22 protein-coding genes are annotated in these 21985 nt (G+C 66.9%); 9 read left to right on the top strand and 13 right to left on the bottom strand.

Annotated elements, in window-relative coordinates; translation table 11 throughout:
• Window positions 1-116 precede the first annotated feature (116 nt).
• On the top strand, window positions 117-1670 hold the full coding sequence (locus ACWZHB_RS06480; RefSeq protein ID WP_427907007.1) for an acyl-CoA carboxylase subunit beta: 1554 nt from the start codon (window positions 117-119) through the stop codon (window positions 1668-1670).
• On the opposite strand, the gene ACWZHB_RS06475 is transcribed toward ACWZHB_RS06480, so the two are convergent.
• The 7 genes from ACWZHB_RS06475 to ACWZHB_RS06445 all read right to left on the bottom strand — a co-directional run bounded on the left by ACWZHB_RS06475 (window position 1671) and on the right by ACWZHB_RS06445 (window position 7574).
• Window positions 1671-2942 (bottom strand): PucR family transcriptional regulator, encoded by a 1272-nt coding sequence (locus ACWZHB_RS06475; protein ID WP_427907006.1) that lies wholly within the window; start codon window positions 2940-2942, stop codon window positions 1671-1673.
• 246 nt (window positions 2943-3188) lie between these two features.
• Window positions 3189-3356: a hypothetical protein gene (locus tag ACWZHB_RS06470; protein ID WP_427907005.1), complete on the bottom strand. Its 168-nt coding sequence runs from the start codon at window positions 3354-3356 to the stop codon at window positions 3189-3191.
• 183 nt (window positions 3357-3539) lie between these two features.
• Window positions 3540-4208: a GNAT family N-acetyltransferase gene (locus tag ACWZHB_RS06465; protein WP_427907004.1), complete on the bottom strand. Its 669-nt coding sequence runs from the start codon at window positions 4206-4208 to the stop codon at window positions 3540-3542.
• Between the two features lie 50 nt (window positions 4209-4258).
• The gene (locus ACWZHB_RS06460; protein WP_427907003.1) at window positions 4259-4921 is read right to left on the bottom strand and encodes a hypothetical protein; all 663 of its coding nucleotides are present in this window, start codon (window positions 4919-4921) and stop codon (window positions 4259-4261) included.
• Between the two features lie 76 nt (window positions 4922-4997).
• Window positions 4998-5834, bottom strand: a complete 837-nt coding sequence (locus ACWZHB_RS06455; protein WP_427907002.1) for an alpha/beta fold hydrolase — start codon at window positions 5832-5834, stop codon at window positions 4998-5000.
• 155 nt (window positions 5835-5989) lie between these two features.
• The gene (locus tag ACWZHB_RS06450; protein WP_427907001.1) at window positions 5990-6451 is read right to left on the bottom strand and encodes a VOC family protein; all 462 of its coding nucleotides are present in this window, start codon (window positions 6449-6451) and stop codon (window positions 5990-5992) included.
• A gap of 97 nt (window positions 6452-6548) precedes the next feature.
• Window positions 6549-7574: an alpha/beta fold hydrolase gene (locus tag ACWZHB_RS06445; protein WP_427907000.1), complete on the bottom strand. Its 1026-nt coding sequence runs from the start codon at window positions 7572-7574 to the stop codon at window positions 6549-6551.
• 42 nt (window positions 7575-7616) lie between these two features.
• Here ACWZHB_RS06445 and ACWZHB_RS06440 point away from each other — a divergent pair, with 42 nt between their 5' ends.
• The 3 genes from ACWZHB_RS06440 to ACWZHB_RS06430 all read left to right on the top strand — a co-directional run bounded on the left by ACWZHB_RS06440 (window position 7617) and on the right by ACWZHB_RS06430 (window position 9938).
• Entirely contained in the window at window positions 7617-8465 is an 849-nt protein-coding gene (locus tag ACWZHB_RS06440; RefSeq protein WP_427906999.1) for an SDR family NAD(P)-dependent oxidoreductase, read from the top strand.
• A gap of 89 nt (window positions 8466-8554) precedes the next feature.
• A complete protein-coding gene (locus ACWZHB_RS06435) occupies window positions 8555-9529 on the top strand; it encodes an AurF N-oxygenase family protein (RefSeq protein WP_427906998.1) in 975 nt (324 codons plus the stop codon).
• Between the two features lie 58 nt (window positions 9530-9587).
• Window positions 9588-9938 carry a histone-like nucleoid-structuring protein Lsr2 gene (locus ACWZHB_RS06430; protein ID WP_427906997.1) on the top strand — a complete coding sequence of 117 codons (351 nt, stop codon included), beginning with the start codon at window positions 9588-9590 and terminating at the stop codon, window positions 9936-9938.
• A 59-nt stretch (window positions 9939-9997) separates the two neighbouring features.
• Here the strand turns inward: ACWZHB_RS06430 and ACWZHB_RS06425 are convergent, their stop codons facing one another.
• A complete protein-coding gene (locus ACWZHB_RS06425; RefSeq protein WP_427906996.1) occupies window positions 9998-11350 on the bottom strand; it encodes a lipase family protein in 1353 nt (450 codons plus the stop codon).
• Window positions 11351-11620: 270 nt separating this feature from the next.
• Here ACWZHB_RS06425 and ACWZHB_RS06420 point away from each other — a divergent pair, with 270 nt between their 5' ends.
• A complete protein-coding gene (locus ACWZHB_RS06420; protein WP_427906995.1) occupies window positions 11621-12265 on the top strand; it encodes a TRADD-N-associated membrane domain-containing protein in 645 nt (214 codons plus the stop codon).
• 54 nt (window positions 12266-12319) lie between these two features.
• Here the strand turns inward: ACWZHB_RS06420 and ACWZHB_RS06415 are convergent, their stop codons facing one another.
• On the bottom strand, window positions 12320-12658 hold the full coding sequence (locus ACWZHB_RS06415; protein ID WP_427906994.1) for a cupin domain-containing protein: 339 nt from the start codon (window positions 12656-12658) through the stop codon (window positions 12320-12322).
• Between the two features lie 79 nt (window positions 12659-12737).
• On the opposite strand from ACWZHB_RS06415, the gene ACWZHB_RS06410 reads away from it, so the two are divergent.
• From ACWZHB_RS06410 to ACWZHB_RS06400, 3 genes are read left to right on the top strand one after another with little or no spacing between them, the layout of a single operon-like run.
• Complete coding sequence (locus ACWZHB_RS06410) at window positions 12738-14147, top strand: aminotransferase-like domain-containing protein (protein ID WP_427906993.1); 1410 nt, start codon at window positions 12738-12740, stop codon at window positions 14145-14147.
• 40 nt (window positions 14148-14187) lie between these two features.
• Entirely contained in the window at window positions 14188-15090 is a 903-nt protein-coding gene (locus tag ACWZHB_RS06405; protein ID WP_427906992.1) for an alpha/beta fold hydrolase, read from the top strand.
• On the top strand, window positions 15062-15829 hold the full coding sequence (locus ACWZHB_RS06400) for a MerR family transcriptional regulator (protein ID WP_427906991.1): 768 nt from the start codon (window positions 15062-15064) through the stop codon (window positions 15827-15829). The genes ACWZHB_RS06405 and ACWZHB_RS06400 overlap by 29 nt, the downstream gene beginning before the upstream one ends.
• A gap of 187 nt (window positions 15830-16016) precedes the next feature.
• Here ACWZHB_RS06400 and ACWZHB_RS06395 read toward each other — a convergent pair whose 3' ends face one another.
• Window positions 16017-16895 carry an alpha/beta fold hydrolase gene (locus ACWZHB_RS06395; RefSeq protein ID WP_427906990.1) on the bottom strand — a complete coding sequence of 293 codons (879 nt, stop codon included), beginning with the start codon at window positions 16893-16895 and terminating at the stop codon, window positions 16017-16019.
• Between the two features lie 106 nt (window positions 16896-17001).
• On the opposite strand from ACWZHB_RS06395, the gene ACWZHB_RS06390 reads away from it, so the two are divergent.
• Complete coding sequence (locus tag ACWZHB_RS06390; protein ID WP_427906989.1) at window positions 17002-18999, top strand: AfsR/SARP family transcriptional regulator; 1998 nt, start codon at window positions 17002-17004, stop codon at window positions 18997-18999.
• Between the two features lie 26 nt (window positions 19000-19025).
• Here the strand turns inward: ACWZHB_RS06390 and ACWZHB_RS06385 are convergent, their stop codons facing one another.
• The 3 genes from ACWZHB_RS06385 to ACWZHB_RS06375 are packed head-to-tail and all read right to left on the bottom strand — an operon-like array spanning window position 19026 to window position 21972.
• Window positions 19026-20504 carry a flavin-containing monooxygenase gene (locus ACWZHB_RS06385; RefSeq protein ID WP_427906988.1) on the bottom strand — a complete coding sequence of 493 codons (1479 nt, stop codon included), beginning with the start codon at window positions 20502-20504 and terminating at the stop codon, window positions 19026-19028.
• On the bottom strand, window positions 20501-21049 hold the full coding sequence (locus ACWZHB_RS06380) for an NAD(P)/FAD-dependent oxidoreductase (RefSeq protein WP_427906987.1): 549 nt from the start codon (window positions 21047-21049) through the stop codon (window positions 20501-20503). The genes ACWZHB_RS06385 and ACWZHB_RS06380 overlap by 4 nt, the downstream gene beginning before the upstream one ends.
• Window positions 21046-21972 carry a ferritin-like domain-containing protein gene (locus ACWZHB_RS06375; protein WP_427906986.1) on the bottom strand — a complete coding sequence of 309 codons (927 nt, stop codon included), beginning with the start codon at window positions 21970-21972 and terminating at the stop codon, window positions 21046-21048. The genes ACWZHB_RS06380 and ACWZHB_RS06375 overlap by 4 nt, the downstream gene beginning before the upstream one ends.
• Between the last annotated feature and the right edge of the window lie 13 nt (window positions 21973-21985).

Here is a 21985-nt window from a genome sequence, read left to right as displayed (position 1 = left end):
GATAGCCGACCGAGACTTTGTGACCTCTCCCGCCTCCCCCGCTTATCGCGCTGCCACACGGTGATTCGACTACCGTCGCGCACAGCATTTGAGTTGGTTGGAAGGTGGCAGTAAGCGTGGTAACTACCAAGGCGAAGCTCGACGGGCTGGCCGATATTCTGGCGATCGCCGCGGAACCAGCAGGTGAGGCCGCCGTGGCCAAGCGGGCGAAGAAGGGCATTCCGAGCGTTCGCGAGCGGATGAACATGCTGCTCGATCCCGGAACATTCATCGAGATCGGCGCCTTGGTGCGTCAGCCGGACCAGCCCGACGCCCTCTACGGTGACGGATTGGTCACCGGTCGCGGGTTGATCGGTGGCCGGACGGTGGTGGTGATCGCGCACGATCAGACCGTGTACGGCGGCTCGGTCGGTGTCGCGGCGGCGCGAAAGTTCATGCGGGCCTTGAAACTCGCGTTCGACAACGCCTGTCCGGTGGTGACGATCAACGATTCCGGCGGCGCGCGCGTGCAGGACGCGGTCGGCTCGATCGCCTCGTTCGGCGATATGACCCGGGTGCTGGAGAAGCTGTCGGGGTACGTACCGCAGGTGTCGATCATTCTCGGCAAGTGCGCCGCGGGTTCGGTGTACGGGCCGATCAATACCGACGTGCTCATCGGCACCAAGGACTCCTACATGTTCGTCACCGGGCCGGACGTGATCAAGGCCGTCAACGGTGAGGATGTCAGTGCGGAGGCGCTCGGCGGCGCCGAGGTGCAGGCCAAGCGCGGCACGCTGCATCATGTCGCCGAGACCGAGCAGGACGCCTTCGACTGGGCCCGCAACTACCTCAGCTACATGCCGTCGAGTTGCCTGGAACAGCCGCCGGTCGTCAACCCCGGGATGGAACCCGACATCACCGCCTACGACCTGGAACTCGACACGATCATCCCGGATTCCGACCGCACGGGCTACGACATGCACGACATCTTGCTCCGGCTGTTCGACGACGGTGAATTCCATGAGATCCGAGCGACGTTCGCCCCGAACCTGATCACCGGGTTCGCCAGAGTCGACGGTTATCCGGTCGGCGTGATCGCCAACCAGCCGCTGGTGCTCGGCGGTTCCATCGACGCCGCCTGCTCCGATAAGTCGACCTATTTCATCCGGCTCTGCGACGCCTTCAACATCCCGCTGATCTTCGTCGTCGACACCCCCGGCGTGCTGCCCGGACTCGACCAGGAGGACGCGGGCGTGATCATCCGTGGTGGCCGGGTTCCGCGCGCGATCATCGAGGCGACGGTGCCGATCATCAACCTCGTGGTGCGCAAGTCCTACGGCGGCGCCTACGGCATGATGGGTTGCCGTCAGGTCGGCGCCGACGTGAGCTTCGCCTGGCCGACCGCCCGGATCGCGGTGATCGGCGCCGAGAGCGCGGTCGATCTCGCCGGCAAACGCCAATTGGCCGCTATCGCCGAGGAACACCGCGCCGCGGCGCGCGACTGGATGATCAACCAGTACAACGAGACCGTCGCGACACCGTGGATCGCCGCCGAACGTGGCTACATCGACGCCGTCATCGAACCCGCGCGTACCCGCCTGGAGATCCGGCACGCGCTGCGCCTGCTGCGCGACAAGCCGCCGGTCACCCCGGAATTCAACCCGCGCAAGCACTCGGTCTATCCCATGTGATCAGCCTGCGCGCGAACTGGTTTCGCTCTGGCTTCGATAGAGCTCTGTTGATCCGGACCCACGGTGGGCCCGGATCAACAGCGCGGCGCGCAGATGGCATAGACCGGACACATCATTGAGGTCGAACCCGGTCATCTGGCCGATCCGTTTCAATCGGTAATCGACGGTGTTCGTGTGGATGAACATGGTGCGGGCAGTCCTGGCACGCTGCATATTCGTGGACAGATACACCTCGAGCGTGCGCAACAGTTCCGGATGCGCTTCGAGGGAATCGACAATGGAACTCAGATAATCGCGCGCGGGACCCGGACGCGTCAGCTGATATTCGAAGGCCAATTCGTGCGGGCGATACACCTTGCTCGGACCGCCGAACCGATGTGCGATTTCGACCAGCTCATGGACTTGTTCGGCGGCACGTGGGATTTCGCTCGGTATCGCCGTTGTCGCCACCGCACGCACCGGGACCTGCGCGGCCGCGGACAGGTGCACGATCAACTCGTCCAGCTCGGCTTCGGAGAATTCCGGGACCGGGAGCAGCAATGTGCCGCCGTCCACGCTCAACAGCGAGAGCACTTTTCCGTCGCACCGGTCCGCCAGTTCGGCCTGAACCCGGCGCAGTTTGCGTCGAGCGACGACTTTCGCATCGAGGGACGGGTCGAATTCCTCCGGGTGCGGCGGAAGTTCCAGTGCCATCACGTGATAACGCTCGGCGACCTCGATTCCGCATTCGCGTGCCATCGTCGAGGTGTTCTGGCCGCCGAGTAGGGCCGAGGTCAGCGTGTGCACCGCGGTGTGGTGCTCGCTGTCCACCGAGCGCAATTCGCGAACGTAGGCCACCGAGACCGCCGAGGTGATCATGTTCTGGGCGTCCATCAGCCGGCGCGCCACCCCGACGACGGTGTCGTAGTCGTGGTTGGTCACATTGGTGATGACGAGATCGAAGCCGAGTTTGAAGCCCTCGTGTACGGCGTCGTGAATGGTGTCGATCGGGATTCCCTCGCGTGCCCAGTCGGCGGCGGCGGCCTGTACCCGCTCCACCCGCCCCGGGATATCGCGGCCGTCGAGCATGCTCCTGGTCAGTTCCAGACAGACGCGCGTCACCGTGGTGACGTCTCCGTCGAGCGCTTCGCCGGGCAGCGTGCCACACGGCACGACATTCTCGATGAAATGCACCACCATCTGGCGGGATATCGTCCGCACATCTTTCAAGGGGTTCGATACCGGCCGCCCCGAAACGGTCAGGAACGGCTCGATGGAAGTAGCGCCAGCCATGATGAATCCTTCCCACCCAGGTCACTGGGCAAGCCCCCAAACTACCGTGAACGACAATCCCCCGTCCAACCTTCGCTTGTGACAAGGAGCAAGAGAACGCTGGATCAATGATGCTTTCCGACAAAGAAGCCCGCGGGCCTGCGGGTCGAGGGCAGTGCGGCGGTGGCGCTCGGCGAACCGGAGCCGCGCACATCTTCACTCCGGGAACGATGATCGCCACCGCCGCAAAATAGCCGTGTTAGCCGGTTACAGACAGAAGCTGACCTCGAGCAGCGGAAGGGGAAGCGGCACACACACTTCCACCGAACCCGAGACGGGCGCCGGGGCCGCGGCGGAAGCGGGACCGGCGACGATCGCACCGGCGGACAGCGCGATGGCGGCAACGGCGAGCGGACGGGTAATTCTGGAGTTCATACGGTCATCCTTATTCGTACTCTGTGAAGCATCCCAGATTCGGGACATCTCGATCAGATCACGGTCGCCACGCCGATCGCTATCATCGCGCGCAGTTTTTGACCTTCCAATTCCCATTCCCTGGAATTGTCATGGATTTCCACAACAATTTCCGTCGCGAACTTCTCGCCTTTCGCCGCGCCGTCAGGTATCGCGTGGCCGTCTGCCGCGGGGGTGATTCGGGATCGGTTGCGGCACTTGGCGCATGAGCCATCTCCGCGGGCCACCACCGGGAAGGTCGATCACCCCGGTGGTCTCGAATCCGAGGCGTTCGTAGAAGGAGAGGTTGCTCGGGTTCGTGGTTTCCAAGTGCACGGGGACGCCGTCGGCGGCCGCTCGATACATGCCCGCCGCGACCAGGTCCCGCCCGTGTCCACGTCCGCGGGCCGCCGCGGCGACCCCCACTGCCAACAGGTGCCAGTGCTGTTCCTGCACGCCCGCCGCGTAGGTCGCGCGCGCACCCGTGCGCGCACGTGCGGCCTGCGAACCGTAGGTGTGAAGCGCTTTCAGCTGACGACCCATCGTCGCGCGCGGCAGGACATGAAAGGTGGCCAGCCACACCGCGACGCCGACGATCGATCCGGTGCCATCGAGCGCGAGATCTACGCCGTCGCTGCAATCGCGGGAATCATCGAGCGAGGTTCGAAACGCGCGGGTGAGCCGGGTTCTGCGGGTGGATTCTTTCGGGTGCAGCCACCGTGTCGCGGGGTCGTCGGCCATGGACGCTGCCAGCAGTCCGGCTGCTACACCGAAGTCCTTCCTGTTGCCAGGGCGAATCCGCCGAGCATCGTCGCCTGTAACCGCATCTCCCACGGGCGGAATGATAATGGCGAATCGCCCGTCGGGCCGCTCGAGCGGGACAGTCAGACCGGAACGGTTCGGTCGCGCAAGTAGGCGATGGCGTTGTCGGCTCCCGGCTGGTCCAGGTCCGCGACGGATAATCGGAACTGGGTCACCGCGTCGTCCAGGCGCGGTCCGGGGCCGTGCTCGGCGAGCAGCACCACGATCGCTTCCAGGGTGGCGGGCTGTGGATTCGGGTCCGCCAGTAGTTCGTCGAGATAGGCGTCCGGTTCGAGCAGGCGCAGTGCCCGGCGTGCGTAGGCGTGGACGCGCGCCGGCAAGTCGGCGCGAACGGTGTCGACGTCGGCTTGTAGCGCGGGGCGTGCGCGGTGGGCCGGGTCGACCCGCAGTGACCACCACTGGGTCAACTCCTCGCCCATGCCGTGCTCGTCGATGAGCCCCGGCCCGGTGGCCTGTTCCGGCGCGGCCGGTTCCAGACCTCGCACCCCGTTGCGCCAGTTGCAGAATTCCCACCACGCCGTCGGCGTCGCGCTGAGTTCCAGACCGAAGGAGAGCACTTGCTGACCGTCTGTCCAGGTTCGCTGGGTGCGGGTGCGGCGAATCGAGGCGACACCGCCTGCGGTGACCTGCGTCCAGGCGGCATCTGTCCCGTGAAAGCCGTATGGCCGCAACAACTTTCCCGCCTCGCGTGTCAAGCGGCGTAGCGCAGAGTCCGGTCCGTCCATGTGAGCAGACTAGAGGTGCGCACCGACAAGTTCGGTGCACCGACGAACAGCGCCCGCTGTGGCCGCATGTCGCCGGCTAGGAATCGGCCACCCGCGTGCCCGTCGTCGCGGCGAGCACCGCGGCGGTGAACTGATCGGGCGCCTCGACCATCACCAGATGACCCGCACCGTCGACAACTATCGACCGCGACGGCTTCAGCGTGCGGTTCAGCGCGGCTCCGGCATGGGCGCACAGCACTCGATTACGACTCCCCCACACCGTGGTGACGGGCGGAAAGCCGGCGGGCGGTGCGAAGCTGTCCAGCTCGCCGAGCAGCGGGATCTCCCGGGAGATCGCGGCCGTGACCATCAGGCGCCGGGGTTCGGTCCAGCTCTCGCGCAGATGCGCGACGATCTGCGCCGCATGCGGCGCCCGTTCGCAACCGAGCTGCTCCGCCACGATCAGCCCGGCCACGGGGCCGGGAACGCGGACACGTGCGAGCAGCGCGTCGATGCGCAGCCGCCGACCGAGCCATGCCGCCCATCCCGTTCTGGTCGGTCGCAAGGTAGCCGGGGTCAGCGGGCTGCTGAGTACCAGCGACCGCAGCCGCTCGGGATGACGCTGCGCGTAGAGCAGTGACAACGCGCTGCCGAAACAGTGGCCGACCAACGTCACATCGCGCAGATCGTGCTCCTCGAAGAACGCGCTGACCATGGCCAGATAGTTCTCGACCGTGTACCCGGCGTCGGGAGCGTCCGATTCGCCGTAGCCGATGAGGTCGATCGCGAAAACCCGGTGGTTGTGCCGCAACGCGTCGAATTGCGCCCGCCAGATGTGCCGATCGCCGCCGAGGTTGTGCAGGAAGACGATCGGTGGACCCGCACCCGCTTCGTCGTAGGCGATCGAGGTTCCGCGAAAGTCGAAATGCCGCATCCCCGGGCTTCCTTCCAGTGGCAGCCACGTGACCACGTCGTCGTGGTCGATCCACGGTAACCGCCGATACCGGCACCCCACGGAAGAACGCACCGTTCGCCGATCGACACCGAACGACTACCGGGTTCCTCCGGCTCCGGCCGGAGAAATGACGCTCAGTCCAGACAGAACTCGTTTCCCTCCGGGTCCGCCAGCACGATCCATCCGGCACTCATCGGAGGTTCGGGCTCGAAGCGCTCGACCCGCGTTGCCCCGAGCGCGACCAGCCGCTCACACTCTGCCTCGAGGGCGGCCATCCGCTCGTCGCCCTGGAGCCCGGGCGCCGCGCGAACATCGAGGTGCACCCGGTTCTTCGCGACCTTGTCCTCCGGCACTCGCTGAAAGAAGACCCGTGGACCGTGCCCCTCCGGATCCTCGATGGCCGACTTCGAGTTCCGTTCTTCGGCGGGCACACCGAGGCGCGCGAGAAACTGATCCCACACCGCCAGCGGATCGACACCGGCGGGCACCTCGACACCGGGCGGCCCCGGGTGCACATAGCCCAGCGCATCGCGCCAGAAGGTCGACAGCGCGGCCGGGTCGTGCGCGTCGAAGGTGATCTGGATATGGCGACTCATCTTTGCTCCGTCCATGGCAGGTCCTTTTCGTCACCGTAGGCCACGCCTCCGACAACTCGGCGCAACCACCGCGGTCGAGCCCGCGCCACTGCGTGCGTCACGAGGCCGGCGAGTGGGGCGAGACAGCCGGGCCCGACGACCGCGTGCGCTGATCGGCACCGACCTCGCGCAGCGCGGCGATCAGGAAGTCGTCCACCGCTTCGGTTCGTTCGAGGTGCACGAGATGCCCCGCACCCGGAACTTCCACTACCGCACGGAGATCGGTGACATTGGCCCGCAGCGTGGCCAGCGGGTCGCGACCACTGAAGCCCTCCATGTCGGGGTCGTTCTCGCCGTAGAGGAAATAGGTGGGGACCTGGATCCGGGCGTCGGCGAAGGGCTCGGCGAGTTCCCAGTTGCGATCCAGGTTGCGGTACCAGTTCAACCCGCCGGTGAAGCCCGTTCGTTCGAATTCTGTGGCAATGGTGTCGAATTCGTCGTCGGTGAGCCACGGCCACGGCAGCGCGGGCGCCGCGGGCAGCACATCCAGGTAGCCGAGGCCCGGCGGGTTCTTCCAGGTGTCGAGGTAGTGGTAGTCGCCGGAGAGGGAGAAGTAGACGCGGGACAGGAAATCCCGCGGCCGCGCGGCCAATTCGGCGTCGGCAACGCCCGGCTCCTGAAAGTAGGACAGGTGCAGGAAGTGGCGCTGGGCGGCCTTGGTCCAGAAGGCCGAGGGCGCGCGGGGCGGGCGTGGCGAGTACGGATTGTTCAGCACCACAATGGCTTCCACGCGCTCAGGAGCGCGCAGCGATAGTTCCCACACCAGTTGGGCACCGAAATCGAGACCGACGAACACCGCCTTCTCGGCGCCGATGTCGTCGAGCAGCGCCAGCAGATCACCGATCACCGCCACGTTGGTGTAGGCGTCGACGTCGGCGGGCGCGTCGGTGCGGCCGTAGCCGCGCAGGTCGGGTGCGATGGCCCGGAATCCCGCCTCGGCCACGGCCTTCACCTGCCGGTGCCAGATGAAGCCCGTATGCGGGAAGCCGTGACAGAACACGACCGGGTAGCCCTGCCCCTGCTCGGTGACATGCATCCTGACGCCGCCGGTATCGAGGAATCTCTGCTCCACTGCCGCCTCCATTTTCTAGAACGTGTTCTGATTTGACGGTAGTGTCCGGAGGTCATGAGCGGAACACCCAATATTCTGGCCGGGCGCGTCGCGGTGGTGACCGGGGCAAGTCGCGGCATCGGCAAAGGCATCGCCCTCGAATTGGGCGCGGCCGGTGCGACCGTGTACGTCACCGGACGCACCGCCGAGCCAGGGAAGCTGCCCGGCACCGTGCACGACACCGCCGCGATGATCACCGAACTCGGCGGACACGGCGTCGCGGCAGTCTGCGATCACCGCGACGACGACGCGGTCGAGACCCTCTTCACCCGGATCCGGGAGGAGCAGGGCCGCCTCGACGTGCTCGTCAACAACGTCTACAACTCCCCCGCCGCCGCCCGCTGGCTCGGCCGCAAGTTCTGGGACGTGCCCGCCAAAGCCTGGGACGAGACCTTCGACATCGGCGTTCGATCCCATTACGTGGCCAGCGTCTTCGCGGCTCCGCTCCTGATCGAATCGGCCGGGCTCATCGTCAACGTGTCCTCCCCCGGCGCCCGGCGCTACATGCACAATGCCGTCTACGGCGTCGGCAAGACCGCACTTGACCGCCTCACCGCCGACCTCGCCCACGACCTGAACGGCACCGGCGCGGCGGCGGTCTCGATCTGGCCCGGCATCGTGAATACCGAACTGCTGCAACTGGTTCCGGCCGACGAGCACGGCCGCCGTCAGGTCACGCTGCCCGGCGAGGGCACCTTCGACCTCGACGCCGCCGAGACTCCGCGTTTCGCCGGGCGCGCGGTGGTCGCCCTGGCGGCCGACCCCGGCCGGTCGACGCGCTCCGGACAGGCCTGGAAAGTCGCCGATCTCGCCGAGGATTACGGGTTCACCGACGTCGACGGACGCATCCCGCGCGCCGACTGAGCACCCCTAGAAATACCTGGAACAGTGCGTTACATTTACATTGAGGATCAGCCGCTCGATGGCTGTCCAGGTGACAACGGAGAGAAACAATGACGTTCTCGAAGACCGCGGCTGCCGAGTACGCCGAGACCCTGCACACCCTCTCGGCCGGGTCGGTCCATCGCCGGTTCGACCCCTACCTCGACATCGATTGGGACGCACCGGAACTCGCGATCGACCGCAACGACCCACGCTGGGTGCTCTCCCCCGAACTCGACCCACTCGGCGCGACGAGCTGGTACCAGAACCTGCCGCTGGAACGCCGGATCGAGATCGGGCGGTGGCGTCAGGCCAACGCGGCCAAGGTCGGGCTGGCCTTCGAATCCATCCTGATCCGCGGGATGATGCAGTACGCGATGACCCTGCCCAACGGCTCGCCGGAATTCCGGTACTGCCTCCACGAGATGACCGAGGAGTGCAACCACATCCAGATGTTCCAGGAACTGGTCAACCGCATCGGTGACGATGTGCCCGGCATGCGACCGATGTTCCGGGCGATGTCACCGTTCATCGGCGTCGCGGGCGGTTACTTCTGGGCCATTCTGTTCATCGGCATCCTCGGCGGCGAGGAACCGATCGACCACTATCAGAAGGCATTGATCCGCTCCGACCAGCAGACCCAGCCCGCGTTGCTGCGGATCATGCAGATCCACATCGCCGAAGAGGCGCGCCACATCTCGTTCGCCCACGAGTTCCTGCGCACCCACATCGCCCGGATGGGTCCGGTGCGCACCACGGTCTGCGCGGTGGCGTTCCCGATCGCGATGCGCTGGCTCGCCGACGAACTGGTGAAGCCGTCGAAATCCTTCGCCACCAAGTTCGACATCCCCGACGAGGTTTTCGCGGACGCGTTCTGGCGCAGCCCCGCCTCCCGCCAGATCCTGCGCGGATTCTTCGGCGACATCCGCACCCTCGTCGACGAACTCGGCATGATGAACCCGGTGACCCGGCAGCTGTGGAAGGTACTGAAAGTCGACGGCGGCTACACACGCTATCGCGGTGAACCCCAACGCCGCGCGAGCTGAACGCCACGGACTAAGATCGGCCACGGTAATTCTCGGCACCCGAACGAACAGGACTCCCATGGCGCGTAAAGTCGTTGTCACACTTGTCGATGATTTCGATGGCACGTCTGCTGCCGATGCGACTGTCACCTTCGGAATCGACGGGGCCGCCTACGAAATCGATCTGTCCGATGCCAACGCGGCAGAGTTGCGTGAGGTATTCGAACAGTGGGTTCCGTACGCGCGCCGCACCGGTCGGGCGAAGGCGGGCTCCGCACGGCGCCTCGGCGCGGCACCGGCAGCCGAATCCACCCGCCGCAACGATCTGACCGAGATCCGCGCGTGGGCTTCGCAGAACGGGCACACGGTCTCCAGCCGTGGCCGGATCTCGGCGGAAGTCATCTCGGCCTATGAGCAGGCCTCGGCGTAAAGCTTCGGTTCGTCAACAGCACGGCGCGCATTCCCTCCGCGCGCCGTGCTGTTCTCGTCTCAGTTGGGCAGTGGGATATCGGCTTTGAATCGGTCTCCCGGCGGCAGACCGCGCAGCACCGCGCTGGTCCAGGCGACCGCGGGCGGCCAGCCCGCGACGGCGTTGACGAGGTGTTCAGGGAGCGGCATCGTGTAGAACCGCAGATCCGCGCCGCGGTCCCAGTAATCGTTCACCGTTGGCAGTACCGCCGACGTCGGGATCAGTTCGTCCCAGATTCCGTGCCACCAGAAGATCGGGCTGTCCGGAATATGGTGCCCCAGACTCTGATCCGCGAGAACATCCATCACACCCAGCGCCGTTTCGAGTGACTTCCCCGGCTGGAAATAGGCACTGATCGGCCGGTACGCGCCTGCGGCCGCGATCGTGTAAACGCAGCGACCGCGCATATCCGCCACGATCGCCTGTCCTTCGGGGGTCAGCAATTCCTTCGCGTCGAACTGGTCGGGGAATTCCCGTGACAACGCGGCGAAGCCGAGCCACATGGTGAAATTACTGGCGCCGGTAAGGCCCGGCTGCTGGGCGATCGCGTAACGCGCCTGCGCGCGCAGGTCGGCCGGGAATCCACCCACCGCGGTACCGAGCAACCGCACATCGGGGGCGTAACTCGCGCGCAGTTCGGCCGCGCGGATCGAACCTGAGCCGCCACCGGAGTAACCGTAGAGCGCGATACCGGAGTCCGTCAGACCCAGCGCCGAGTTCTTCATGGCGCGCAGACTGTCGAGCACCATCTTGCCTTCGTCATAGGTGTTGAAGGTATTGAACTTGCCGTCGAAGTCGGCGACGTTGATCGCGAACCCCTGCGCGAGCCAATACACCGCCAGCGCGGCCTCCTTCATCGTGCCCGTCTGCAGGGTGTAGGACGGGTTACACGAGGAGTCGGTCGAATCGATGGCCTCCTGGAACGACACGACCGGCCGCGGACTGCCCGACCACGGAATGCCGGGGACGATCACCGAGGTGGCCGTGGCGATCGGGTTGTCGTGCACGTCGTTGCTGCGATACAGCAACTGTTCGGTGTGCACCGGAAACGGCAGGCCGAGCAGGCGTGTCTGCACCGTGCGGGAGCGGATGATCTGGCCCGGCGCATAGGAACTCAGGTCCGCGGGGTCGTCGTACCACCGATCTTCGGCGGGCACCGGGATCGGCAGCATGTCGTAGAGCTGGGGTTCGGCGGGCAGCTGCGGGAGCTGGTTCTGGTCCGGTGGAAAACTCGGATACGGATCGCCGGTGGCGTAGCCCGCGCTCGATATCGCGAGACAGATCGCGGCCAAAGGCGCTGCCACCCGCCCCACAAGCAGGCTGCGCGCGGCCAGGCGACGCGGGCGGACGGTAGCGGCCGTGCTGCACTGCATGGCATCTCCTTCAATGGGTGACGCCGATTACAGCACTTTGTCTTGTTTCTAACAAGAGTGCTTGTTCACAATGCCGTCACGGCCAACCCGTTGAACCTCACGCCATCGGCCCGGTTCGCGGATTGCCCCACCAGACCGGCCAGCGAGATGCCCGCACGCGGTCCGTGAATTGCGTTGTGCCAGTGGGCGAACAAGCTGGGTACGATCGCGTCGCGGTAGAGTGCGCCTGGATCTTTGCTGGGGTGCGAGCACAATCTTCGGGGGAATACGATGGATCAGATACTGGCCCTGATCGGCCTGGGTGGCCTGTTTCCGACGATTGTCGCGGCCGTGTCGGCCTGGTGGTCGACGACGTTCAGCCGCCGCGTCAACAAGCGGGCAATCGAAGTGACCATCGCCGGCGACCCGAACCCGACAGCGGCGGCGGGGCATCGGGCGGATGCGGCGATCGACAATGCCCCGGCGATCCGTCATCGAACGGAGGAATACCTGCGCCAGGTGCGCACTGCGATGGCGCAGAGCACGGCGTTCTTCTGGGCGTACATGATCAGTGGCTGTTGCGGGGTTGTCGTGGTGCTAGCCGCGGCGTCGATGGTGGCGTTCGGGAATCGGGACGCGGCGGCCGCGACGTCGATCATGGGAGCGGTGCCGGTCGGGATCACCGCGTTGTTCTACAAGCGGTCCACCGATCTCGACAAGATGGTGAGTGAGAACCTCACCCGCCTTGGCAAAGCGTACGAGATCGCTGAGGCCAACCGCGCGGCCCATGATGTGGTGTCACGGATGGGAGTTGGTGCCGATCAGGATCGACTGCTGGCCATGATCGGTGTGCGACAACTGTTTCCGGCCGCGACGCCATCGGAAGTCGCTGAACTCCTTCGTGCCGTACCCGTCGAATCCGGAACCGATCGGTAGCGATCCGGCGAGCGCCTGCTCGCCCACACCGACCAGCTGTCTTTTCCGGGGAAACTAATTGCCGAACTGAACGGTTTCGGGGCGCTCGATCAGGAGAACATGGGCGACCTCGTCCACGACCGGTCGGTGCCGAACTCCCTTGGGCACTACGAACAATTCACCCGGACGCAGGATCACCGGCTCCCGGTCTGCCAGTTCGAGGCGAATGGTGCCGTCCCAGCAGAGGAAGAGTTCGTCTTCGTCGTGGTGGTGCCAGGGGAACGCGCCCGCCAGCTGGGCGACGCGGACAACGGTGTCGTCGACCCTCGCCAACTCGCGTTGCTGGAACGGACCGGGCAGGGCGGCGATAGCTGCGGTGATCGACACGGAACCGGTGGCGCTCGAGGCTGTCATGGTGACCATCGTCGATCGGCTCGGCGCGCCGATCCAGCGCCAATCGAGCATAATTGGTTTGGCTATGGAACCAATCAATGTGACAGATCGACTCGGGCGCTGGTCGGCGGGGCGTGGGCCGCTGTACGCCCTGCTCGCGGCGGGGTTGCGCGGGCTGATCGACGACGGTGAACTGCCGCCCGGTGCGCTGCTGCCACCGGATCGGACGCTCGCCGTCGCGCTGTCGGTCGGGCGGAGCACCGTCGTCGCGGCCTACGACCTGCTCCACGACGAAGGACGGATCGTGCGGCGTCAGGGCAGCGGCACCCGGGTCGCGGGGACGCCGCGCGACGATCCGCCGGATACCACCGGTGAGCCGATGTTTCTCGACCTGCTCGAGCCACGGTCCGACGTGATCTCGCTGGCGTGCGCGGCACCGGACCGACCACCTGTCGAAGTGGCCGAGTCCTACGCGGCGATGCTGCCGGCCTTGGCCGCGACGACCGACGACATCGGCTATTACCCCTCGGGTCATCCGGTGCTGCGGGCGGCGGTCGCCGAGCATTACCGAGGGCGCGGGCTACCGACCGAGCCGGCCCAGATACTCGCCACAACCGGTGGGCAACAAGCACTTTCGTTACTTGCGCAGGCCTACCTCCGGCCCGGCGATCGAGTTCTCGTCGAAGCTCCGACCTACCCCGGTGCGCTGGAAGCGTTTCGCGCGCAAGCGGCGGTCGTGACCGGATTGCCGCCGGGGCTGGATGGTTTCGCGCGTGCGCTCCGCGATCACCGCCCGGCGCTCGCCTACGTGATTCCCACCTACCAGAACCCGACCGGTTCGGTACTGCCCACGCTCGTGCGGCGCACACTCGCGGAAGCTTCAGCAGCGGCGGGGATTGCGCTCATCGACGACGAGGTGCTTGCCCAGCTCGGCTTCACCGGTTGCGAAACTCCGCAGCCCCTGGCCGTTTTCGCCGACACGGTGATCACCATCGGCTCGCTGAGCAAGAGCGTCTGGGGCGGCCTGCGCGTCGGCTGGATACGCGCCGCACCACCCGTCATCAGCAAATTGGCCAGACTGCGCGCGGTGCACGACCTCGGCGGCAACCTGCCTGCCCAACTGGCCGCGGCCGAGCTACTCCCCCGCCTCGACGGCCTGCTCCGCGCACAAGCCACCGAACGCGCGCGACGCCACGCCCACCTGCGCGCCGAACTCGCTCGCCAGATCCCCGAATGGGACGTGCCCCCGGTCGAGGGCGGGCAGACGCTCTGGATCCGGTTGCCCTACGGCGACGGCGCCTGCTTCGCGCAAGCCGCACTGCGCCAGCGCGTTTCGATCCTGGCGGGCAGCGGGCTGGATCCGACCGGCGGCAGCGAACGTTATCTGCGGCTCCATTTCCTGCATCCCACGGAGACGCTCACCGCGGCGGTCGCCCGCCTCGCGCAGGCCTGGCGCGCGTATCGCCCGCCGGCCACACCGACCACCGCGGCACCCCCACTCGCCCTCTAGGGTTGACCTTGACGCTGCGTCAGGGTTGCAACCTTGTCGCATGACGAACGACACCCCTGCCCCGACACGACACGCACCGCCGGTCGGCGGATTCACCGAGATCGACGGCAACCAGCTTTTCGTCCACCGATCGGGCAGCGGCGGACCTGCCGTCGTGTTCCTGCCCGGCGCCAGCGCGGTCGGTCTCGACTATTTCGGTGTGCAGCAGCAGGTTTCGCGATTCACCACCGCCGTGGTGTACGACCGCGCCGGCACCGGCTACAGCGACCCACATCCGCTGCCGCGCACCGCCACCGCGGTCGCCACCGAAATGCACCAGCTACTCCGCGCCGAAAACATCACCGGCCCTTACATTCTCGCCGCACATTCGCTCGGCTGCCTCTACGCCCACCGGTACACCCAGCTGTATCCGCGGGAGGTGGCCGGGCTGGTCTGGCTGGACGGCCTGCACCGCGACTGGGACGTCTTCATGCCACCGGCGATGAGCCTTGCCGCGGCCGCGGCGCCTGCCCCTGATGTCGAGCAACTCGAAACGATCCGCACGGCTCTGCGCGCTGTGCACGCCGAGTTGCTGGCGCACTACCCGGAGCGCGTGCGACACGCGCTGACTGAGGCCAAGGCGAGTGCGGAATGGATCCGTGCGGGCTTCGCCGAGCGCAACGGCTTGCCCGAACTGGCCATCGAACTACGCGCCGGACCGGATCTTCCCGAAGTTCCGCTGGTGGCGCTCAGCGTTCTCGGCGCCGACCCCAACCAGCCGGTCGAGGTCATGGCGGAGATTCACGACGGCCGACGGCGAATGGACAAAGCCCTGGTGAGCGGCGTTGCGCAGGCCGAACAGCGCATCCTCACCGACACCGCACACCACCGACTCTGCTTCGACCGTCCCGATGCCGTTGTCCAGGCGATCCGCGATGTCGTCGCTCGGGTTCGTCGCCACTAGAATCGGCGCGGTGCTCACCATCGGCCAGCTCGCGGCAACCGCGGGCGTAACCGTGCGCACGGTACGCCACTACCACCAGGTCGGCCTGCTGCCCGAACCCGAGCGCGACGACTCCGGCTACCGCCGCTACACCGCACAGGCGGCGGTGGCTCTCATCCGCATCAGAACCCTCGCCGACGCCGGCGTCCCACTGTCTCGGATCGACGCGCTCCTACACGCGCAACCACCCGAATTCGCCGCGGCCATCAGCGATATCGACGCCGAGCTCCAGCGCAAGATGGACCGACTCGCCGAGTATCGCCACCGGATAGCGCAACTGGCAACCGGCGAAAGCCTTTTCCTCCCAGCCGAAGTGGTCACCCTTCTTGACCGCATGCGCAACCTCGGCGTCAGCGAACAGCGGATCCAGCTCGAGCGCGACGCGTGGATCCTGCTGCAAGCCATGAACGCCGACGCCATACCGCAACGAATCCGCGAAAAGAACGCCGAATTCGACGACCCCGAAACCACCCGCCACTATCTGGCGGTAGACGCGTCGTTTCATTGGCACCCCCACGATCCACGCCTCGACCGCCTCATCGACGACCTGGATGCCTGGGAAATCGCCCATGAGCGCGACACCGGCCAGTCGGCGAAACTGGTCGCTTCCCGAATCGCCGAGTCATCTCCCGCCTGGCAGCGCATCGTCGGTGCCCTGCGATACCGCGCCGAACAACGCGCCGCCAACCCCGACAGCTGACCTCCCGCAGGCCCGGCGCTGTGCTGAGGTGTCGGATGCGTATTCGTCGAAGTCGGCGGGAAGCTCCGGCGGATGGCGCTCTTCGACACCGGTCATTTCGCGCTGGAGCAGAATCTTCCCGAAATCGCCCCGCTCATCAGTGATTTCGTCGATCGCCTCCATGCCTAGCCGATGAAGATCGCCGTCGTCAGCGCTGAACCAGGTCGCGAAGGGCCGCGGCGACGGCCAGGGGGTCCTCTTCGGCCATGAAGTGGCCCGCGTCGACGGTGCGGTGGTCGAGGTTCGGTGCCCAACTCGACCACAGTGCCGCCGCTTCGTAGCCGAGTGCGGCACCCCAGTCCTGCTGCATGACGGTGACGGGCATCGACAGCCGGGTGCCTGCCGCGCGGTCGGCGCGATCGTGGTCGATGTCGATGGTCGCCGAGGCGCGATAGTCGGCCACGATCGAGGGGACTGCGTCGCGGCAGGCATCCAGATACGCGGCGCGCACAGCCGCGGGAATCGCGGCGGGATCTTTGACCCACTGGTCGAGGAAGTAGGCGAAGAAGGCGTCGGCGCTGGCGGCGATCATCTGTTCGGGCAGCCCGGGCGGCTGCGCCATCAAGTACAGGTGGAATCCGACAGCGGCGGTGGCGCCGTGCAGCACCTCCCACATGTCGAGGGTGGGTAGTACGTCCAAGCACGCGAGGTGGGTGACCGCGTCGGGGTGGTCGAGACCGGCGCGCAAGGCCACCAGGGCGCCGCGGTCGTGGCCGGCCAACGCGAAGCGGTCGTGGCCGAAAGTCTGTGCCAGGGTGACGATGTCGGCGGCCATCGTGCGTTTGGAATAGACGTCGGGATGCACTGCCGCCGGTTTGTCACTGTCGCCGTAACCACGGAGATCGGGGACGATCACGGTGTGTTCGGCGGCCAGGTCGGCAGCGACGTGCCGCCACATCAGGTGGGTCTGCGGGAACCCGTGCAGCAGCACGATCGGGGTTCCCGAACCGGCGACGGCGGCGGTGAGCGCCACCTCGTCGGCGACAGGAACACGGTGGTAGTCGAAACCGGGAATGGTGCGGGTCATCGCGTTGGCTCTCTCGTTCGAAGGCTGTTCCGCGGGGACTGTGCGGATCGGTTCGAGCGTGCGGTGTCGCGATTAGCAGGCGATGAACGCGCACTACATTGGCCTGATGCGGTTTCAGGTGCTCGGATCGATCGCCGCCAACGACAACCTGGGCGGACCGGTCGTACTGCGCGGTCCGCGCTACCGCGAGGTGCTCGCACGGCTGATCCTCGCCCGCCGGCGGGTCGTTCCGGTCGGCCGGCTGGTCGAGGATCTGTGGGACGAGCCGCCCGCGAACGCGGTGGGCGCGATCCGTACCTTCGTCGCCGGGCTGCGGCGCGCGCTCGAGCCCGACCGCCCACCGCGCACCCCGCCGCGCCTGCTGGTCACCGAGGGACTCGGCTACGCGCTGCGGGCCGAACCCGATGCCGTCGACGCGTGGCGATTCGACGACGCTGTCCGTGCGGCCTCGACGCTGCCCGCGGGGCAGGCCTTCTCCTTGCTCACCGAGGCTTTGCGCTGGTGGCAGGGACCGGCGTACGCCGACTTCGCCGACGCGGGGTGGGCACAGGCCGAGCGCGCACGGCTCGCCGAGCAGCGTCTGCTGGCGGTCGAGCGTCGCGCCGAAGCCCAATTGACGCTGGGTGCCGCCGCCGCGGCGGTGCCCGACCTCGACGCGCACGTCACCGAGCACCCGTGGCGCGAGGACGCGTGGGGACTGCTGGCCACCGCGCTGTACCGCTCGGGTCGCCAAGCCGACGCGCTCGCCGTCCTCGCCCGTGCCCGGCGGATGCTGGCCGACGATCTCGGCATCGACCCCGGACCGGCACTGCGCCGCCTCGAACACGACCTGCTGCGCCAAGCCGAACACCTCGACCCGATCGCGACCGATCCCAGCGTGCGGGTCTGGGAACAGGCACGCGCCGCCTACGACAGCACGGTCCCACCGGGCACCGGCACGCGACTCGAATCGACCGCGGGCCTGATGCGTGACCTCGCGGTGACGGGCGGTGGCGGGTTGGCAGCAGCACGCGCACATCGGATTTCAGCTGTCGTCGCCGCCGACCAACTCGGTGACGCCGAACTGACCGCACGGGTGATCGGCATCTACGACGTTCCCGCGATCTGGACCCGCTCGGACGATCCGGCGCAGGCCGGCCGGCTCGTGGACATCGCCGAGAAGACACTGCTGCGGCTCCCCGTCCACGACGATGCCGATCGAGCCAGACTGCTCGCGACCATCGCCGTCGAATCGCGCGGTGGTCTCCCGCCGGACCAGCCGACCGAGGCCGGATTGCGGCCACTGCGCGCCGCCCGCCAGGCCGAAGAGATCGCGCGGCGGCTACACGACCCAGCACTGCTCGCATTCGCACTCAACGGGGTGTTCATGCAGAGTTTCCAGCGCGCAGGCATGGCACTGCGGCGCGACGCCGTCGGCAGCGAGATCGTCGCGGTAGCGGCCACGAGCAGCTCGGCCACCTACGAGGTGCTCGGTCATCTGATCCTCATCCAAACACGGTGCGCCCTGGCCGATTACCCCGGCGCCGACCAGCACGCCGACGCGGTGGACGCCCTCGCTCGGCGTTACCAACTGCCGCTGGTCGAGGTGTTCACCACCTGGTATCGCGCCCTCCGTACCAGTGCGACAACAGATCTCGACACCGCCGAAGCGGCGTACCAGGCAGCTGCCGTATCTCTGGTCGGCGCCGGGATGCCCGGACTCGAGCGCGGTCTCTTACCGCTGGCCGAGCTGAGCCTGTATCTGCGGCATCACGATACCGGCCGGATCGCCGCGATCGCTCCCGACACGGACTGGGGGCCGTACAAGCCCTGGATCGAACCCACCCTGCTCGTCGCGCGAGGTGACCTCGACGCCGCGCGAACCGCCTTGCGCAACATCGCCTCCCCGCCGCGCGACCTGCTGTTCGAGGCACTCTGGGCCATCGTGGCACACGCGGCCATCGCCGTCGGAGACGTCGAGACCATGCACCGTGCCCGGACTCAGCTCTCCCCCGCGGCAGCCGAAACCACCGCGCAGAGTGGGCTTCTCAGTGTAGGTCCGGTTCGCACCTACCTCGACGACATCGAATCGGCGATGCGACGCAGGGGAACACCCGGGTCGTAGGGAGCCCCGGTGACACTTCGCGCCTGCTAAGAGAAGACGTAGTCGGTCAGCGGGAAGTGTCCACTGCGCCAAGCGGATTCGAGGGTGGAGGTGGGGCGAAGGGGTACGTCGCCGTGCTTGTCGAAGTAATAGCTGTTGGCGACGGCGCAACTCTGGTCCCAGAACACCTGGCCGCCCCGGCGGGCGAGCATTTCGCGGAAGTAGCGGTCGTTGGCCTCTTCGGTGACCTCGATCCGGTCCGCGGCGTTGGTGCGGGCGTGGTGCAGGCAGCGCAGGATGTGGCGGGTCTGGTTCTCGATCAGGGTGAAGTAGGAGGCGCCGTTGTAGCCGTAGGGGCCGATGATGGAGAAGAAGTTCGGGAAGCCGGGGACGCTGACGCCCTCGTAGGCCTGCAGCCGGTTCTCGTCCCACCAGGTCTCCAGGTCGCGGCCACCGACCCCGTGCAGGTCGTAGGTCGGCATGTTGCCGGACTCCATGACTTTGAAGCCGGTGGCGAGGATCAGGACGTCGGCGGCATGCTCGGTGGTGCTGTGCACGCCGGTGGGGGTGATCTCGCTGATCGCGGCCGTTTCGAGGGTCACGTTCGCGCGGTTGAAGGTCGACAGATAGTCGTTGGAGAAGCTCGGTCGTTTGCACCCGAGGGCGTACTTCGGGGTCAGCGCGGCCCGGGTGACGGGGTCCTTCACCTGGCGCCGCAGGTGAGCCAAGCCAGCGCGTTCGCCGATCGCGGCGGTGGGCAGCGAGCGGTGGTAATGGGCGGCGAGTGGGAAGGTGAACTCGACGTAGGTCTGGCTCACCAGCCGGGTCACGGTGCGTCCGCCGGGGATCTTCAGGGCAAGGCGAGCAGGCAGGGGCAGCGGCAGATCAGGGCGGGGCAGGCACCAGATCGGCGTGCGCTGGAACACTGTCAGCTGTTCCACCTGCGCGGCGATCTCCGGGATCACCTGGACCGCGGAGGCGCCGGTACCGATGATCGCCACCCGCTTACCGCGCAGATCCTGGCGGTGATCCCAGCGCGAGGTGTGCATGGTCGCGCCCGCGAAACTCTCGATGCCGGGGATGTCGGGCAGTTTGGGTCGGGTGAGTACGCCGGTCGCGCTGATCACGAACCGCGCGGTGAGTTCACCGTCGGTGGTGTGCAGTACCCAGCGATCGGCGTTTTCGTCGAAGTCCGCGCCGACCACGGTGGTGCCGAAGCGAATTCGCGATCGCAGCTCGTATTTGTCCACGCACGATTCGGCGTAGGCCTTGAGTTCGCGGCCGGGCGCGTACACCCGCGACCAGTCGGTGCGCTGTTCGAAGGAGAACTGGTAGCTGAACGACGGGATATCCACGGCGACACCGGGATAGGTGTTCCAGTGCCAGGTCCCGCCCACGCCGTCGGCCTCGTCGATGATCAGGAAGTCGTCGAACCCGGCCTTGCGCAACTCGATCGCCACGCCGATCCCGGAGAATCCGGCACCCACGATCAGGATCTCGTGGTCGATTCCGTTGGTACTGCTCATGCGATCTCCTTCACGAGTGCCGCCGACGGATGCAGGCGGCCCGGCCGGGCGATGGAACGGACGACGTGGCCCGCGTCGTCGGCGTAGACGATGCTGTCCACCCGGTGCTCGATGCCGTCGACGGTGCGCACGCCCAACGGCACCAGCCGGGCGATCGGCCAGGTCACCAGGGTGCAGTGCGGTTGCCGCAGGGTGCGGTAGTAGCTGTCGTGTACCGCAACGCCCGCGGTGTCGTCCGGGGTCAGCCGGTGGCGCAGCCAGGAATCACGCACCTGGACACGCAGATTCGCGCGAGCGACGAATCGGACCAGTCGCTCCGGCGCTGCGCGCAGGGTCATCGCCGCGCGCGGGAGGACCCAGACCGCCTCGGTCTGGAACACCGTCACCCGGGCGGCCTCCGCGGCGATGCCGGGCAGCAGCCGCGCGGCTGCCGCCCCGCTGCCGATGATCGCGACACGCTGACCGGTGAATTCATGCCGTGGTGAGAACGCCGTGGCGTGCAGTTGGTGGCCCGCGAAGGTATCGGCGAAACGGGGCGTCGTCATTTCGCCACCGGTTCATAGGTGAGCTCGTCCGACCAGGACGGCCTGCGGCCGAGGACCCGGATCGGGAACCGATCGATACAGGCGTTGGACACGTCGGCCAGCAACTGGAACGGCTGACGGCGATGAATGGTGGCCTTCCCGTGCATCTTCACCACGTGATACAGCGGAACCCGGCGAATGGCCGCGCTGCGCTCCCCCACGTTCTCGTAGCGGCGCACCGCCTGCCACAGCTTCTCCTCGTCGAGACCGAGCGCGATGATGTCGGTCGACATCCGCGACAGCAGTGGCGCGTACAGCAGTGCGCCAAGCACGAACGACGGGCGCACCGCGAAACCCGCTGTCTCGATGACGATCCGGCGCAGCGGACCCGCACCGAGCTGCTCGAGCACCTGGAAACCGACTGCCAGATGGCGGGATTCGTCGCTGTTGATGTGGCGGAACACCTCGTGGCACACCGGGTCGTCGACCTCGTCGAGCAGGAACTTCACCAGTGCGCCGTCGAGCGCGGTCTCCAGCGACGGGATGACGGTCCCGAGCACGGGCAGGGTCAGCTGGTCGGCGTAGCGGTCGAGCCAGCTGATCACGAGACGAATGTTCTTGTTGGGCACCGGCATCGCGTCGCCCTCGGCGAGCATGCCCCACCGGCGCATCAGCGCGAGTTCGGCATTCGCGTGCTTCTGTTCCTCGGCGTGGAAGTACCGATAGATCTCCCGCAGCGGGCCGGGTGGCGCCTGGTGGGTCAGGGCGGCGAAGCCCCGCGCGCCTACGTGTTCGATCCACACCAGATCGGCCATGAAGGTGGCGAGGCGCGGGCGCTGCTCCTCGGTGATCGTATCGGAACCCGGTGCGTCCCAGTCGATATCGGCCAGCGCCCACTGCTTGGCGCGAATCGTGGCGAGCATGTCGGGGTAGGCGAACGTCATTGTTCGATCTCCT

This window comes from Nocardia sp. FBN12 (assembly GCF_054031145.1).
Note: the sequence above shows the minus strand (reverse complement) of the source record. Positions and strands in the feature narration are given on the sequence as shown.